This is a genomic window from Streptomyces sp. NPDC002577, assembly GCF_053594815.1.
Map to the genome: position 1 here is coordinate 1 of NZ_JBSFWK010000056.1, position 15721 is coordinate 15721.

The following is a 15721-nucleotide window of genomic DNA, read 5'->3' on the forward strand; positions in this document are numbered from 1 at the left end:
CTGCGCGCCGACGTCCTGCACGGCCTCACCCACACCCCTAAAACGCTGCCGCCCAAGTGGTTCTACGACGCACACGGCAGCGAACTGTTCGAGGACCATCCGCAGAACGACCGTGTCCGCGCCGGACGCTGCCAGCTCGCGGACGCGCTCGGCGGCCTCCCCAGCTCTGCCGGAGACGGTGAACACCTGCTCCGGAGGGCGGCCCAGCCAGGCGCCGTGGCCCTCGACGCAAGGCTGCAGCGTCTGCGCGACCTGCTCGGCGTCGTCCCCCACGCAGCAGAAGGCGAACACCGTCACCGCGTGGTCGGCGCCGGTTCCGCCCTTGTCGATCAACGCCCGGGCGCTCTCCACATCGTGGGGCCCGTGGCCCTCCGCGATCAGCGTGCCGTCCGCGACTCGTCCGGACAGCTCCAGCGAGCGAGGCCGCACCACGCCGGCGATCACCGGCGGTGGCTGGAGAGGCGGGTGCACCAACTGGATACCTGCCAGTCGCACCTCCCGGCCTTCCACCTCGACCCGCTCACCGCGCAGCAACGCCCGTACCGAGTTGATCGTCTCCTCCAGCAGAGCGAGCGGCGACCGCGCCGCAACGCCCGCCGAGGCCATCCATTCCGGCACCCCGTGCCCGATCCCGGCCACGAGCCGCCCCGGGAACACCCGTGCCAGCGTCGCCACCTCCATCGCCAGCAACGCCGGGCTGCGCAACGGCGCGGGCATGATTCCGATGCCCACTCGTAGCCGCTCGGTCGCTGCCAGCGCCACGGAAGCCGCCGATATCCCTCCGTTCCACCCGAGGTCCTCGACCACCCACAGGTCGTCCACTCCGAGCGCCTCGACCTCTCGCGCGAACTGAGGCAACTCCTCCGGCGCCCAGTCGCGGTCGTACATCACACCGATACGGACATTTGTCATGCGGCGAAACCTATGCCAGTCCGGATGAACGATCAACGCTCCGAGCGACGTCGAGCGCATCGGCACCCAGTGGCGCCCTGCACCTTCAACGGCAAGGAATGCGTGGTCACTTGACCGGTCGGCACTGCGCTCTCCTGTCGAGACAACGTCGCTGCAGCACCCTTCCGCTGCGGCAGGGCTCTGATGTCAGTGCCGGGTGGCAGACTGCCCGGCATGATCGAGACAGACGCGAAAGCGGACCTCCTCCGCTACCTGCAGGACGGGCGTGAGGCCCTGCTGTGGAAACTCGACGGGCTCTCGGAGTACGACATCCGCCGCCCCCTGACGACCACGGGCACCAACCTGTTGGGGCTGGTCAAGCACATCACCGGCGTGGAGCTGGGGTACTTCGGCGACACGTTCGGGCGGCCGTTCTTCGACGAGAAGCCACCGCCCTGGTGGTACACGGAGGACGCCGAACCCAACGCTGACATGTGGGCCACCGCGGAGGAGTCACGCGAAGAGATCACCGGGCTGTACCACCAGGCGTGGGAGCACTCGAACAGCACCATCGCGACGCTGGCGCTCGACGCGGTCGGTCACGTCCCGTGGTGGCCGGAGGAACGACGAGAGACGACACTGCACCACGTCCTGGTGCGCGTGATCGCCGATACCCACCGGCACGCCGGGCACGCCGATATCGTGCGAGAGCTCATCGACGGGGCGGTCGGGATGCTGAAGGGGAACGACAGCATGCCACCGGGCGATCAGGCATCGTGGGAGACCCACCGGCGCCGACTGGAACGCGTGGCGCGGGAGGCCGGTAACGGCTGATCCGAACCAACGGCTGATTCAGACGCCTTGGGCTCCCCGCACAGGCGTGATGATCTCGTCGACGAGCCATTGGGCGACCCGCGGAGGGTATGGGCTTCGCAGGCTGAGCACGATGTGCGTCAGGCCGGCAGCGATGAGATCCAGGATCGCTTTCCGGTCACCGGCGGGGTCGTCGTAGGACACGATGTACTGCACGGAGCGGGTGATCGCGTGCGGGTCCCGGCCGATGGACGCGCAGTGTGCGTCCAGTACGCGGCTTCGCTCGGTGATGTAGTCGAGGGTGTTGTGCGGGGGGCCGGGGATGTTCCAGATGTCCGCCTGCTCGGCTACCAGGCGCAGTGTCCGGGATCCCCAGCCGCCGATCAGCAGTGGTGGGCCGGGTCGCTGGATGGGCTTCGGCTCGTTGCGATTGCCCTTGAGGGTGTAGTAGCGCCCGTCGAAGTCGAAGACGTCCTCTGTCCACATGCGTTTGAGGATGGTGATGGTCTCCGCCAGACGGGCGATGCCCTCGGCCGGTGGGACCAGGGTCAGGCCGTATGCCTCGTACTCCGCGATGGCGGGATTCTCGCCTGCGATGCCTCCGGCGTCGGGCGGCTGATGGGTGCCGCCGACGCCGAGGCCCATGATCAGGCGGCCTCGGGAGATCACATCGACCGTCGTGGCGATCTTGCCCAGGACGGCAGGTTGCCGGATTCGATTACTGGTGACCAGGAGCCCCAGCCGCAGTCGCCGGGTCTGTGCGGCGAGGGCGCTCAGGAGCGTCCAGCCTTCGAGAATCTGCCCGTCGCTCGGGCCTGCGATCGGCATCAGATGGTCCCACAGCCATGCGTCGGCAATCTCCGGCAGAACGTCGGCCTCCTGCCACACGCGCAGGATCTCCTCGTAGCTGACGCGCATCGGGGTGGTCTTGATACCGAACGTCACGCGGTCTTGCTGCTGGTCGCTCACGGCGCGAGGCCCCTTCGCTTCGACGTGCCGCCGCCCGGAGACGGCGATGGCGATATCGTCACTATATGAGATCATCAGCATCACTGACTATCAGCCTCGGATACGATGGCGACATGACCAGCGCTGCACCCTCCGACCCCCTGGGCTCCCGCTTGGGCTATCTGCTCAAGCACGCATATCTGCGACTGACTGAGGCGTCCGCACACGCGTTGACGCCGTTCGGGATCGATGGCCGCGAGCTGGCAGCCCTGGCGGTGCTGGCGACGGAGTCCCCACTGTCCCAACTCGAAGCGGCCAGCAGACTCGGCGTCGACCGCACGACGATGGTTGCGCTCATCGACGCGCTGGAGGGCAAGGGACTCGTCGAGCGCCGTCGCAGCGCCCAGGACCGGCGTAAGAACACCGTGCAGTTGACCCCGACAGGCCAGGACTGCCTGTCCCGAGCCGAACGCGCCCGCGTGGAGATGGAGCGTCAGTTCCTCGCCCCTCTCTCCGACTCGGATGCAGACCGCCTGGTCCGTGCCCTGCAGACTCTGGTCATCACCTCGAAGACCGCGAGCTGACGTCGTCATCGTCACGCCGGGACTGACTGCCGGTCAGGCGCGGCCTCGAGCGCTCTGCAGATAGGTGGTGTCCCGCAGGCATGACGGCCGAGGAAGCCGGGACGCGCAGATCCGGCACGCGCTCATCCGGCTGCTGAACTACGCCCGCCGCTGCGGCGTGGCCGCGATCGCCATCGAGGACCTCGACTTCGCCGACAGCAAGACCCGGGAGAAGCACGGCCGCAACAAGCGGTTCCGCCGTCTTCTCTCCCGTTTCCCGACCGCGAAGCTCAAGGCTCGACTGGTGTCGATGGCCGCCGAGCAGGACATGGCGATCGTCGCGGTCGACCCGGCCTACACCAGCCGGTGGGGTGCCCAGCACTGGCAGAAACCACTGGCCACCCCACGACGACAGACAACCCGGCACGATGCCGCGAGCATCGCGATCGGGCGACGCGCCCTCCGGCATCCGATCCGGCGACGGACGGCACCGCCCCCACAGCACCAGAGCGATGCGGTGGGGCATCGGACCGCCCAGGCCCGACCGGACACCCCAGGGCGCGAGGAACCCTGCCCGCCTGCCACGGACCGCGCACCCAGAGTGCCGTCGCCGAGCAGGACGCGAAAGCGGGGAACCAGCCGGGCATCCAACACCGTTCGGGATGCGCGCAGTGACCAGGCATGGGTCCAACACTCACTCCTGCTCACTTAATTGGAACGGTTCGAGTCGTGGGAACCAGCGGATCAGTGCCGAAGGCGGTGCGGGCGTCGTCGTCGGGGGTGTGACCTCGATGCGACCGTGCTCGACAATGGATGCCGCGTCGTCCTCCAGCGCAGGGTCGGGCATAGGGGCGATGACCAGTACGCGGGCGTAATCGGCCGCGAGGTCGAGGTTGGTGAAGGTACGGACGCCACCGTCGATGTATCGGGCGTCGCCGATCGTGACCGGGGGCCAGACGCCGGGGACAGCGCAGCTCGCGGCCACCGCGTCGACCAGGGAGACGCCCGACGTGCGATCGAAGAGCCGGGTCCCCCCTGTGGAGGTGTCCAACGCGACCACGGTCAGCGGGCGTTCCGGCCAGGTGTGCACAGGCAGCCGGCCTCGATGAACGCCAGGCGATCGGCCTCCGCGACGGTGTCCGTGGCCAGTGCCATCTCGCCCATGCGGCGGCGACGCTCCACGGGGTCCGAGACATCCGCGTCGAGTTTGCCGACGAACTCGAAGACCGCAGCAAGCGCCCCCTCCCGGGGCATCAACTCGTGCCTTTGGAGGGCCGGGTCGACCTGCGCGCGGTAGAGGGACGTCAGGTCGGCGCCGCCGGCGAGCTGCGCGCCCACCACCGATCCCGCCGAGGAACCGAGCAGGAACTCGGCATCGCTGACATCCGTTCCGGCATCGGCAAGACCGGCCAGTACGCCGGTGGTCCAGGCGATGCCCGCCACGCCGCCGCCCCGGGCGCTGAGGGTTGTTCCCGACAGCCACCCGGGTCTTCTGGTTGCCCGCGTGGATGCTCCGCTTACCTGCATGGATGCTCCGCCCTTCAGGGCGGATACGTAACGAACGAGAAGATCACCAATCACCAACCTCGGCAGGAGCGCCGCGACCACGCCCGCTTCGGGAAAGGCCCGCCGGGTGGGGGCGGGCTGGGTGTCCGGGTAGGAGTCGGGGTCGGGCTGGGTGTCGGGGTGAGGGTCGGGCGGGGCCGCAGGCCTGCCATCGCGGCGGGCGAAGCCGCCAGGCGGCGCATAAATTTGGTGAGTAGGTCCGTCGGCCATGAGGGGACGGGCGGGCGCATGTCAACTAAACCGGAGATCGATTTTGCGGCGCTCTTCGCGGCCACGCCGAGCCCGTACCTGGTGCTGGGGCCCGACCTGGTGGTCGTGGACGTCAATCGGGCGTACCTGGAGGCGACCGTCCGGACCCGGGACGATCTGATCGGCCAGTACATCTTCGACGCGTTCCCGGACAACCCCGAGGACCCCCATGCCGACGGGGTGAGAAATCTGAAGGCCTCGCTGCACCGGGTACTGGCCTCCCGGCAGCCCGACACCATGGCGCTGCAGAAGTACGACATCCCTGTCATGGACAGGCCCGGAACCTTCGAGGAACGGTGGTGGAGCCCGATCAACACGCCGGTCCTCGGTCCGGACGGCTCGGTGGCGTGGATCATCCACCGGGTGGAGGACGTGACCGCCTTCGTGCGCGCCCGCCGGTACCGACAGCAGCTGCCCGGCGGAGAGCTCAGCGAACGCGAGCAGGCGATGGAAGCGGAGCTGTACGCCCGCGCACGGGAGCTGCAGCGACTGAACGAGGAGCTGCGGCAGGCCCACGCCCGCGAACGCCAGGTCGCGGTGACGCTGCAGGAGGCCATGCTCCACTCCCCCGACCTCGCCGAGCACAAGGACGTCGCCGTGCGCTACCTGCCCGCGGTCGGATCGCTGAACGTGTGCGGCGACTGGTACGACCTGATCGACCTTCCGGGCAGTTGCTTCGCGGTGGCGGTCGGTGACGTGGTCGGGCACGGCCTGGAGGCCGCCAGCGTCATGGGGATGCTGCGCAGCGCACTGAGCGCGGCGATGCGCACCGTCGAGGGCCCCGCGCAGTCCCTGAACATCCTGGGCCAGTACGCCCGCTCCGTCGAGGGTGCCTTGGCCGCCACCGCCGTCGACGCCCTGATCGACCAGAACCGCCATCTGATCACCTACAGCAGTGCCGGCCACCCGCCGCCCGTCCTACTGCACCCCGACGGAAGCTGCGCCCTGCTCGACCAGGCCACCGACCCTCCGCTCGGCGCCCGCCCCGTACACATCCCCCGCCCCGAGGCCAGCGTCTCCTACTCCCCCGGCGATACCCTCGTTCTCTACACCGACGGCCTCATCGAACGCCGCAACGAGGACATCGACACCGGCGTGGCCCGCCTGACCCACGCCCTCAGTGGACAGAGCCGCCTCGGCGCGGAAAACCTGGCCGACGCGCTGCTGGCCGCCCTCGGCCTCAGCGGCGGCGCACGGGACGACATCGCCTTGGTCGTCGTCCGGCTCTGACACCCCGCTCCACCCCCCAGCTCGGCAGATGGTGGGCGCTGCCTCACTGCCCACCCGCGGAACGGGCCTCCTCCCCCGTTATTCTGACCTCCGCAGCAGGGCGGACGAAGAGGGATGGAGCCAGTGGCCGGGCCGATACCGCAGCCGGAACCGGAACCGACGGACCCGTCCTGGCTGGCGATGCTCGGTCTCGATGCGCAGCAGGACACCGTCTACCGGCTCCTGGTCGACCGACCCGACAGCGAGCCGGCGGCCCTCACCTCGCCGGACGCGGATGAGGAAGCCGTCACGCGCGTCCTAGCGGCGTTGGTCGATCGCGGGCTCGCCAGCGCCGAACGGTACGGCGAGGTGGTGCGGTATCGCGCCGCGTCGCCCGTCCTCGCGCTGGGCCCGCTGCTGGAGTCCCGGCGGGCGGCCCTGCATCGTGTCGAGCACTTCGTCACGGAGCTCGCCGAGCGCCACCGCGCCGCGCAGTCCCGTCTCTCCGGCGCGCCTGTCGAGGTGCTGTCCGGGGCGGCCGCGATCCGGCGCCGGCTGATCGCGATGCAGCGTGAGGCCAGGTACGAGGTAAGGACTCTGGTCCCGGACATGCAGGTGGCCGCGGTCATCACCTTCGAGGACAACCTCGAGGAGGTCGAACGCGAGTCGATGCGCCGGGGCTTGATCCTGCGGTCTGTCGTGGAGCGCGCGTCCCTGGAGGATCCCGGCTTCGCGCACTCTCTCGCACAAGTGGCCGCGGAGGGCCAACAGATAGCGGTCGCCGACAAGTTGCCCATCAAACTGGTCATCGTGGACCATGACGTCGCGTTGCTGCCGCTCGATCCCGAGCGGGACGAGACCGGCGAGCCTGTGGCGCTCGTCGTGCACCGCAGTGGTCTGCTGACCGCCTTGATCTCGTTGTTCGAGCAGTATTTCGCGAAGGGCCGGCGTCTGCACGCCGTCGACGTCGAGGCGGACGCGGAGGTGGAAGACGACGGTCCCGGGCGGCTCGACGCCGTCGACCGGCAGATCCTCGCCCTGCTCCACGTGGGTCTCACCGACGCGGCCATCGCCCGGCAGCTGGGCATGGGTCATCGCACGGTGCAGCGGAGGCTGCACGAGCTGATGAACGCGGTCGGCGTGGCGACCCGTTTCCAACTCGGCTGGCACGCGGCCGTCTCGGGCTGGCTGGACAAGGAACCGGCCCAGGCCTGAGCCGTACGAGAGTGGTTTCGAGGCTGCCGGTGCTCTGAACCCCGCCCGCTCCAGGCGTATTTACGCCCCGGCGGCTTTGCGCCACCCTGCATCCCTTGTATGCGGAACCTTTCTTCCCGAAGGATCGATCCCGTCAGTCGCGAGGGCCGGTCCGCCCTCGCGAACTCATGTGATGGGGAGGGTTCCTTGAGGAAGAGACGGATCCGTCGGATCCTGGCCACCGGTGTGGTCGTGGCTGCCACCGGCTCGGCGCTGCTGGCAGCTCCGGCCTGGGCGGAGGACGAGGCCACCGGCGCGGTCACGGACACGACCGACGCGGTTCCGGTGGCTCCCGCGATGACCGAGGGCCTGGACACCGAGGCACGCGAGGGCAGCCCTGCCGAAGCGGCGCGCGCTCACATCAAGGACCACCAGGACACGTACAAGGTCCCCGTGTCGGACCTCAAGACCCTCAAGACCACCAGGGAAGGCAAGCAGTCCTCGGTCCGCTTCCAGCAGGAGCACGACGGCGTCCCGGTTTTCGGCGCCCAGTACGCCGTGCAGACCCAGGCGGCCGATGAGGGCCAGCAGGTCACCTCCGCGACCGGCACCCTCTACACGGACCTCACGGTGCCCACGACCCCGAAGGTCGCCGAAGCCACCGCGAAGCAGCGGCTGTTCGCGCTCGACCGGAACGTGCGGTCGGTGGAGGACGCGAAGACCGCGGAGCACGGTCTCGTCGTCCTGCCCGACGCCGACGGCGGCAGGCTGGCCTGGCACTTCACCGTCACCGGCGCCAAGGCCGACGGCAGCCCCGTGCGCCAGGAGGTGTACGTGGACGCGCGCGTGGGCGGCATCGCGCTCTCGTACAACAACATCGATGCCGCCGACGCGTCGCCCGCGGAGGGTACGGGCGTCCGCGTCGACGGCGGTGAGACGAAGCTGAACGTCAACAAGGAGGCGGACGGCTCGTACACGCTGGTCGACTCCACGCGATCCATGTACGCCGAGACCGGCGGGCAGATACGCACCTACGACGCGCAGCGCGAGAGCTACAAGGTCGTCGCGAACGGACCGGTCGCCGACGACATCCCGCTGGTGGCGTCCGCCACCGACCGCTTCGACGGCGCCAATACCACCTCCGGCGCGGTGGACGCCCACCTCAACGCGGGCAAGGTCTACGAGTTCTACAAGGAGCAGATCGGCCGCGACGGCATCGACGGCAGGGGTGGCACCATCTACTCCGTCGTCAACGTCTCCAACAGCGGCAAGGACTACGCCAACGCGTTCTGGGACGGCAACAAGATGGTGTACGGCCACATGGACGGCGTGCCGCTGTCCGTGGGCCTGGACGTGGTCGGCCACGAGATGACGCACGGCGTCACCGAGCACTCCGCGGGGCTCGTCTACCTCAACCAGTCGGGTGCCCTGAACGAGGCCATCTCCGACTACTTCGGCAACGCCATGGAGACCGCCGACAAGGGCATCGCAATGAGCGACCCGACCTCCGGCCTCGTGGGCGAGTACTTGTGCAACGGCACGAAGCCGCTCGACGAGTGCGCCCTGCGCGACCTGAACGACGGCCGTGACGCGCAGAAGGACTACGAGCCCATCACGCTCGACATCGACAACGGCGGGGTGCACTACAACTCCACCATCGTCGGCGGCGCGCTGTGGGACATCCGCAAGAACCTCGACCCGAAGCTCGCGGACCAGATCGTCTACCGGTCCGCGCAGAACTACCTCACGCCGCTGTCCGGCTTCACCGACATGCGCACCGCCGTCACCCTGGCCGCCAAGTCCCTGAAGGTCTCCAAGGACGATCTCGCCCTCATCGGCAAGGCCTTCGACGACCACGGCATCGAGCAGGGCTGGGAGCAGCAGGGCGGCACGCACGACGGCACCACCATCAGCGCCCATGTCCTGCCCGCGTACGAGGTCTACGGCGGCCTGGACGAGCAGGCCGCGCAGATCAACGGCGACGTCTACGCGATCGGTCACGGCGACGCAGCCGCCTGGGGAGCCGGTTCCGCTGCCTTCGGCATCACGGTCGGCCGCTTCAGCAAGCAGGACGGCAACTCGGACCACGAACTCGCGCAGGACGACGCCTACCTGCTCGACCCGTCCCTCGATGACGACCGGGTCGTGTTCACCCGGATCACCGCTGACGGCATCGGCATCTATGGCGCGGGTGACAAGGGCCAGGGCGAGATCAAGAAGCTGGTCGACGACCCGGCAGCGGACGAGACCGAGCCGGTCACCGACCACGGTGCCCTCGCCTACATCAGCACCACCGCCGACGGCGAGCAGGATGTCATGCTCCGCAAGGCCGACGGCACCACGGTCAACCTGACGCCCGAGCAGGGCACCAAGGCCGCCCGCCTGGCGATGAAGCACGGCAGGGTCGCCTGGGCCGGCGGCGCCGACGGCACGTACGTCCACGTCCATGACATCGCCTCCGGCACCACACAGGTCAAGCGGATCACCAGCTTCCTCTTCAACTCCGTAGGCGACATCCAGCTCACCTCGGACCGCGTCTTCTGGCGAGAGGACGGCGGCTTCCTGATCCCGAGCACCAGTTTCGTGTCCGCGCCGCTGGGCGACCTGACCAAGGCGGCGAAGCTGCGCTACCCGTCCAGCACCTACCTCGCCCAGTTCTCGGTCACCGACGACTACTTCGCGTACGCGACGTACGACCTCTGGGGCGCCCTCGGTTCCTGGACCGGACCCGGCAAGGTCAAGGTCGCCGAGACGGCCGACGTGGTCGCGGGCGTCAACGCCTTCAGCCGCGTCTCGTGCTCCTCCGGCGCCCAGCTGGCCCCGTCCCTCGGCGACGGCCAGCGAGTGACGTGGCTGGACACCACGGCAGCCGACACGGACGTGGTGACCCGCGAGACGTTCGCGGGAAGCTGCGAGTAGCTCCCTCCCGGGGCGTGGCCCGGATCACCGCGGACAGGACGACGGCCCGCACTACGCCGTCGAAGCCGCAGGTCCGGCCCACGCCCCACGCAGCCGTTCCGCAAAAGCGGAGAAGGCCGGACGCCGCCCGCAGAGGGGCAGCGTCGGGCCCCGAGCCACCGTCAGGAGACGACGGGTGAGGTCGTGTCGGAGGCAAGCTCGGGCGCTGCGCCCGAGGTGCCCCGCACCCAGAGCGGCTTCAGCCGATATGTCAGCAGGTACAGGGCCGCCCCCGCCCCCGTCACTGGCCCAGCCGGGCCGCCTCAGCGAGTCCGACACCGAGCACCACCACGTACTCGAACTCATCCTGGCCAAGGACGGCGACGGCGCGGAGCGCGTGATGCGCGAACACGTCCGCCGCAGCCACCAGGCGCTCATGGCCGGGATGGACGACCGGCAGCACGAGGGTTGAGAGCCGACGGCGGAAGCTGAACCGGGGGCTCCGGGCGCCTCCGGGCGGCCGGCCGTCTGCGGAGCGGCCGCCCAGAGGCGTCGTGCGGTCTACCCTTGCCGCGGGTTCGGCTTGAGCACCGCGAAGACCGCACCGCCCGTGTCCGCCAGCCACGCGATACGGCCGACGTCCGGTACGTCCGCCGCCGGCATCAGCACCGAGCCGCCGTTCGCCTCCGTCTTCCTGACAGTGTCGTCGGCGTCCGCGACCGCGAAGTACGGCACCCAGCTCGCGCCGTGGCCGCCCTCCTGAAGCTGGGCCGCTCCGCCGAAGGACGTGTCCTGTTGGTCCCCGTGTTCGAGGCTGAGCACCCGGTAGGTCATCCCGGGCGCCTGCATCTCCTGCGAGCGCCAGCCGAAGAGGCCCCGGTAGAAGCCGATCGCGGCCACCGGATCGGGTGCATGGAGCTCCACCCACACCAGGGCGTCGTCCTCGGACGTCTTCTCCAGGCCTCCCTGCGCCTTGCCCATCTGCAACACCGCGAACCGGGCCCCCTGCTGGTCGGTGAGCTGGGCCAGCCACCCCTCACCCATGATCTCCACGGGCGCCAGCCGCACCGCTCCGCCGCCCTGCTCGACGGCGTTGACCGTGGCCTGGATGTCATCGGTGCGGAAATACACCGTCCAGGCGCTGCTCGCGCCCTCCTCGGTGAGCGGGCCCTGTGCGGCGACGGTCTCGCCGTCCTTCTGGAAGAACCCGTACCCGCCCGCCTCGGGCCCGGCAGAGACGAACTGCCAGCCGAAGACGCCCCCGTAGAAGGAGGCCGTCCCGGTGGTGTCCGCACTGCCGAGATCGATCCAGCAAGGTGATCCATGGGTGAAATCCGTGCCGAGCATGCGCGACCTCCAACGGCTCTGCGGGACCACCGCTCCACAGCCCCGAACGACCCCCGCAACGATGCACGTGTCCACCCGCCCCCTCGCCGCACCCGGCCCGGCGGGACGCCGGATTCACACTCCGGGATGACGCCTTGTTCCCATCTGACGCATCGCCGGTCGAACATCCGCTCCCGCAAGGCCCCCTCGCATCGACTACGCCTTGCGTCTCTTACGCACACACCTGACCAGGACGAGTCCGGTGACGGCCGTGACCGCTGCCGCACCCAGCACCGGTGTGCTGCCGGGCCCGCCGCTGATACCTGTCTCCGCGAGCTGCCCGCGATGACCGGCGGCAGGGGGCTTGTGGGCAGAGGGCACGGGTCGTGGTGGGGCACTGTGACTCGGAGAGGGGGTTGGGGATCCGGGGGGAGTGTGGGGAGGAGTGGGTGTGGGAGTTGGGGTTGGTGTAGGGGTGGGGGACGGTGACTGGCAAACACACGGCTGGCAAACACACACCTGGCAAGCGCACGGTTGGCACGCGCACGCCTGGCAACCACACGACTGGCAACCACACGACTGGCAACCACACGACTCACAGCAGTCTGTGTCACGGACACCTGTCGTGGACTCGGCGTCCGCCCGGCGCCTGCTGGAACTTCCGTCTCCTCCTCCCGAACCCTCGGCCGCGGGCGATGCGGCGCCTCCACCGCCGACCGAGACGCCCCCTGCCGAGCGTCCCGTGGGATCGCTGCCGTGCTTGCCCGAACCACCCCCGTCCCCGTCGACGACCTCACCCGCGGCATCCTCCTCAACCGCAGTCACACCTGCTTCTCTGCCGCCCTCGACGCCGTACTGGTCCGTGCCGCCCGCCGTGCCGGACGCCTCGGTCGTCGGCTCCGACACTCTCTTCGGCACGGTGAACGACTGTGGTGTTCTTGCGAACGTGGACGTTTCCGGGGTCACCTGTGCTGCCGAAGCCGAGGGGAAGTGGACGAGAGGACCGCTCATCGTGGTGCCGAGAACGACAGAGGCGGCGATGCAGATACGTTTCATCAACATGCCGTCAGAGTGCGGTAACCGAGTGCCCCGAATGAAGAATTGCATCCTTTGACGGCATGCCAACGTCACTCGTGCGAGCGAAGTGCGCCCATTGCCCGCGTGTCAGGTCGCACATGGGCGCAGCGACTACATACTCGCCCTCCAACGGCCCGACGACGCTGCGGGCATACGATCGGCCGGTGAGTGACACCACCATCCTGCGGGCGAGCGCGACGCCGTCCGCTCCTCGCCTGGTCCTTCGCCCCTGGTGCCTGGAGGACGTTGCCGCGCTGGTCGAGGCGTACCGGGATCCCGCACTGCGCCACTGGACGAGTTCTGTCGTGGAGAACGAGGCTGACGCGATGCGGTGGATAGACCGTCAGGAACAGGAATGGGCAGCAGGGGAACGATTCGGCTTCGCAGTCTTCGAAGTGCAATCCGACACGGCCCAAGGGCAGTTGGTCGGAAACGTGGTCCTCAAGGAAGTGTCACCCGGCAAACCATCGGCCGAGGTGGGCTATTGGACCGTGTCGCATGCCCGCGGGCGGGGCGTGGCGTCTCGCGCCCTGGAGGCTCTCACCGGATGGGCCTTCGACACCCTGGGGACCGGCGGCCTGACGCGCTTGGAACTCCTGCACCAGGTGGACAACTTGGCCTCGTGTCGCGTGGCGCAGAAGAGCCGGTACGACCTCCGCGCAGTCCTGACCGCAGCGCCACCCTCCTTTCCTCTCGAAGGCCATCTGCACACACGGTGCAGGGATGCCTGAGATCCACTTCCAGCGCAGGTGTCGCGGGTGCCTGAGAGGCATTCGGGCGGGACCATGGCAGCGGCCGTCGACCGCAACAGAAGCGGCTCGCGCTCAAACGGTCCTTCAAAGGTGATCAAAACCGCTCCGGCGTCGGATTTCATCTGCTCGGATGAAGCCTCGAAAGGAGCTGCCCATGTACCGCTATGTCATCAGTTTCCTCCCCTGGATCGCCTACGGAGTCGTCGCCACGAGTGACGAGTGGCGCAGCGGCGCCCTGTTAGGACTCGGCATCGCTTTGGTCATCATCGTGTACGACCGCTGGAGCGGTAAGACGTGGGACGAGATGGTCATCGAGTTGAGCGCCGCCGTGTTCTTCGTAGGGATCAGCTGCATATCCTTCGCCTGGCCGGACTCCCCACTGGTCAGATACGGTCCGGCGCTGGTCAACGCATGGCTCGCGCTCACCGCCTGGGGCTCGCTGATCATCCGTCGGCCCTTCACCCTCGGCGTCGCCCGCCGGGCGGTGCCCGAACACGTCTGGACCACCCCGCGTTTCTACCGGGTCAACGCGGTGATCACAGTGGCGTGGGCGGTGGCGTTCACCATCGCCGCCGTGGCCCTGTATGCCCTGTTGAAGGCGGCACCGCACGCCACCACCGCGACCATCTCCATCAAGGTCGCCAGCTTTGTGATCCCCGCGGTCTTCACCACCCGCTATTCGGCGGCGGCGATGAAGCGGGCCAGGCAGCAGCAGGCCTGAGCCCCGGCGACGATCCGGCGCACGCCACGCGCGGCGCCGGACCATCCCACCGGGCATGTCCTACGTCCACACTCAGAACAGCAGACGCATGAGCTATTGCGGTGCGATGACCTTCAGCCAGTCCTCCACGGTGACGACATCCGCCCACTGCGGGAACAGCTTTTCGGTGAGGACCCGGTGCACCTCAGGGTCGGTGTCGAGGCAGCCATCCGCCAGGACGGTGAGTCCGAAGTCCAGGTCGTTGGCTTGGCACAGGGTGTAGAGCACCACACCGCTGGTGGCGATCCCGGCGAGAACCACATGGCCGATGCCGCGGGCCCTGAGCACCACGTCGAGATCGCTGCCCGAGAAAGCGCTCCCCCGCCTCTTGGTGACCACGATGTCACGCTGCTGAGGCGCGACGTCGAGGTGGATCTCGCTACCGGGCTCCCCCTCGATGAAAAGGCCGGCCGCCACGGCATTGGCCAGCACCTTGTTGCGAGTACTCACTTCCGGATAGCCCGGCCGCAATCCCATGACCGCGTAGATCACGGGAATGCTCGCCGCCCGAGCGCCGCTGATGGCCCTGCGCAGACGCAGCAGATACCCGGAACCGTCATCGGCCACCTCTACGATGTCCCGCTGAACGTCCATCACGAGTAGGGCGCTGTTCGCCATTCGTGCTGTCCCTTCGTCGCTGAGAAACCACAGCGAGTCTGGCGAATCAATCGAACCGCGTTGGAGAATTTCCGAATTCGGCGCACCAGAGAATCATCGCCATGCTCCCAGGCGACCGACCACCAGACCTGGCGGGCGGGCGCCAGACCGGACTCACTCGAAGCCGTACCGCCGCGCCGACTCCTCCTCCTGGGCCAGCCGGTGGAGGGCCTGCAGCATCGGTTCCACCAGGATCGCCCCCAGGACCGCGGTCTCGACCTTCTCGGCCTCCGACGGGTGGGTCTCCACGAAGTCCAGGTCGAGGGTGGCCGCCCGGTGCATCAACTGGGCGTACGGAATCATGAGTTCGGCGCCCCAGTCGTAGCCGAGCCGCCGGAACGTGGCCACCGCCACCACCAGCGACCGATAGGCGGGAGAGATGGTGACCAGGGCCTGGGCGTTGGACCAGCCCAGCGTCTCCAGCAGCCGGTCCACCTCGCGGTGCGCATCCCGGACGGCCTCGTCCTCTTCGTCCGGCTCGGGGACCTGCGGCAACGCCCACAGGGCGGCCCCGAGCCGGATCGTACGGCCGAGGGAGTCGTCGTCGATGTGTCCGAGCACCTCCCGGGCCGTCGCCACCGGGACCCTGCCGACCTGGATCATCGCGCGCACCAGGCGCAGCCGGCGCAGATGCCCCTCGTCGTAATCGGCGGTCGTCGCGTTGACCTGGCGACCGGGCGCCAACAGCCCTTCGCGCAGGTAGTACTTGATCGTCGCGATGGACACGCCACTGCGCTCGCTCAACTCGGCCAGCCGCATCTCTTGCGCCTCTCCTTGGGAAGTGCCACTATCCCATCACCACCCGTGAAGGATAGTTC

The 15721-nt window shown here is 68.7% G+C and carries 14 protein-coding genes and 2 pseudogenes; 9 read left to right on the plus strand and 7 right to left on the minus strand.

The genetic code is table 11. The annotated features are described in order from the left end of the window. Nucleotides 1–126: 126 nt before the first annotated feature. Nucleotides 127–972 (minus strand): annotated as a pseudogene (locus tag ACWD4J_RS38800) (LLM class flavin-dependent oxidoreductase); the annotation flags it as partial. A 153-nt stretch (nucleotides 973–1125) separates the two neighbouring features. Here ACWD4J_RS38800 and ACWD4J_RS38805 point away from each other — a divergent pair. After that, nucleotides 1126–1725, plus strand: a complete 600-nt coding sequence (locus ACWD4J_RS38805; protein WP_451400257.1) for a DinB family protein — start codon at nucleotides 1126–1128, stop codon at nucleotides 1723–1725. A gap of 18 nt (nucleotides 1726–1743) precedes the next feature. Here ACWD4J_RS38805 and ACWD4J_RS38810 read toward each other — a convergent pair whose 3' ends face one another. Next, nucleotides 1744–2622: an LLM class flavin-dependent oxidoreductase gene (locus ACWD4J_RS38810; protein WP_451400305.1), complete on the minus strand. Its 879-nt coding sequence runs from the start codon at nucleotides 2620–2622 to the stop codon at nucleotides 1744–1746. A gap of 164 nt (nucleotides 2623–2786) precedes the next feature. On the opposite strand from ACWD4J_RS38810, the gene ACWD4J_RS38815 reads away from it, so the two are divergent. Both ACWD4J_RS38815 and ACWD4J_RS38820 read left to right on the plus strand, forming a co-directional pair. Next, nucleotides 2787–3236: a MarR family winged helix-turn-helix transcriptional regulator gene (locus ACWD4J_RS38815; protein ID WP_451400258.1), complete on the plus strand. Its 450-nt coding sequence runs from the start codon at nucleotides 2787–2789 to the stop codon at nucleotides 3234–3236. A 97-nt stretch (nucleotides 3237–3333) separates the two neighbouring features. Continuing rightward, nucleotides 3334–3927, plus strand: a pseudogene (locus tag ACWD4J_RS38820) (IS200/IS605 family accessory protein TnpB-related protein); the annotation flags it as partial. Here the strand turns inward: ACWD4J_RS38820 and ACWD4J_RS38825 are convergent. Continuing rightward, the gene (locus tag ACWD4J_RS38825) at nucleotides 3910–4266 is read right to left on the minus strand and encodes a patatin-like phospholipase family protein (protein WP_451400259.1); all 357 of its coding nucleotides are present in this window, start codon (nucleotides 4264–4266) and stop codon (nucleotides 3910–3912) included. The pseudogene ACWD4J_RS38820 and the gene ACWD4J_RS38825 sit on opposite strands and share 18 nt — an antisense overlap. An 11-nt stretch (nucleotides 4267–4277) precedes the next feature. Beyond that, nucleotides 4278–4658, minus strand: a complete 381-nt coding sequence (locus ACWD4J_RS38830) for a hypothetical protein (RefSeq protein WP_451400260.1) — start codon at nucleotides 4656–4658, stop codon at nucleotides 4278–4280. Between the two features lie 351 nt (nucleotides 4659–5009). Here ACWD4J_RS38830 and ACWD4J_RS38835 point away from each other — a divergent pair, with 351 nt between their 5' ends. The 4 genes from ACWD4J_RS38835 (at nucleotide 5010) to ACWD4J_RS38850 (ending at nucleotide 10803) form a co-directional block, all read left to right on the plus strand. Next, entirely contained in the window at nucleotides 5010–6260 is a 1251-nt protein-coding gene (locus tag ACWD4J_RS38835; RefSeq protein WP_451400261.1) for a PP2C family protein-serine/threonine phosphatase, read from the plus strand. A gap of 123 nt (nucleotides 6261–6383) precedes the next feature. Continuing rightward, nucleotides 6384–7454, plus strand: a complete 1071-nt coding sequence (locus ACWD4J_RS38840) for a hypothetical protein (RefSeq protein WP_451400262.1) — start codon at nucleotides 6384–6386, stop codon at nucleotides 7452–7454. Between the two features lie 186 nt (nucleotides 7455–7640). Further along, a complete protein-coding gene (locus ACWD4J_RS38845) occupies nucleotides 7641–10352 on the plus strand; it encodes a M4 family metallopeptidase (RefSeq protein WP_451400263.1) in 2712 nt (903 codons plus the stop codon). A 247-nt stretch (nucleotides 10353–10599) separates the two neighbouring features. Continuing rightward, nucleotides 10600–10803 carry an FCD domain-containing protein gene (locus ACWD4J_RS38850; RefSeq protein ID WP_451400264.1) on the plus strand — a complete coding sequence of 68 codons (204 nt, stop codon included), beginning with the start codon at nucleotides 10600–10602 and terminating at the stop codon, nucleotides 10801–10803. Between the two features lie 89 nt (nucleotides 10804–10892). Here ACWD4J_RS38850 and ACWD4J_RS38855 read toward each other — a convergent pair whose 3' ends face one another. Continuing rightward, nucleotides 10893–11678: a VOC family protein gene (locus tag ACWD4J_RS38855; protein WP_451400265.1), complete on the minus strand. Its 786-nt coding sequence runs from the start codon at nucleotides 11676–11678 to the stop codon at nucleotides 10893–10895. Between the two features lie 1220 nt (nucleotides 11679–12898). Between ACWD4J_RS38855 and ACWD4J_RS38860 the strand changes: the two genes are divergently transcribed. Both ACWD4J_RS38860 and ACWD4J_RS38865 read left to right on the plus strand, forming a co-directional pair. Then, entirely contained in the window at nucleotides 12899–13465 is a 567-nt protein-coding gene (locus tag ACWD4J_RS38860; RefSeq protein ID WP_451400266.1) for a GNAT family N-acetyltransferase, read from the plus strand. A gap of 175 nt (nucleotides 13466–13640) precedes the next feature. Further along, entirely contained in the window at nucleotides 13641–14207 is a 567-nt protein-coding gene (locus ACWD4J_RS38865) for a hypothetical protein (protein ID WP_451400267.1), read from the plus strand. A gap of 93 nt (nucleotides 14208–14300) precedes the next feature. On the opposite strand, the gene ACWD4J_RS38870 is transcribed toward ACWD4J_RS38865, so the two are convergent. Continuing rightward, on the minus strand, nucleotides 14301–14864 hold the full coding sequence (locus tag ACWD4J_RS38870; RefSeq protein ID WP_451400268.1) for a cysteine hydrolase family protein: 564 nt from the start codon (nucleotides 14862–14864) through the stop codon (nucleotides 14301–14303). Between the two features lie 153 nt (nucleotides 14865–15017). Next, complete coding sequence (locus ACWD4J_RS38875; RefSeq protein ID WP_451400269.1) at nucleotides 15018–15662, minus strand: MerR family transcriptional regulator; 645 nt, start codon at nucleotides 15660–15662, stop codon at nucleotides 15018–15020. Nucleotides 15663–15721 lie beyond the last annotated feature (59 nt).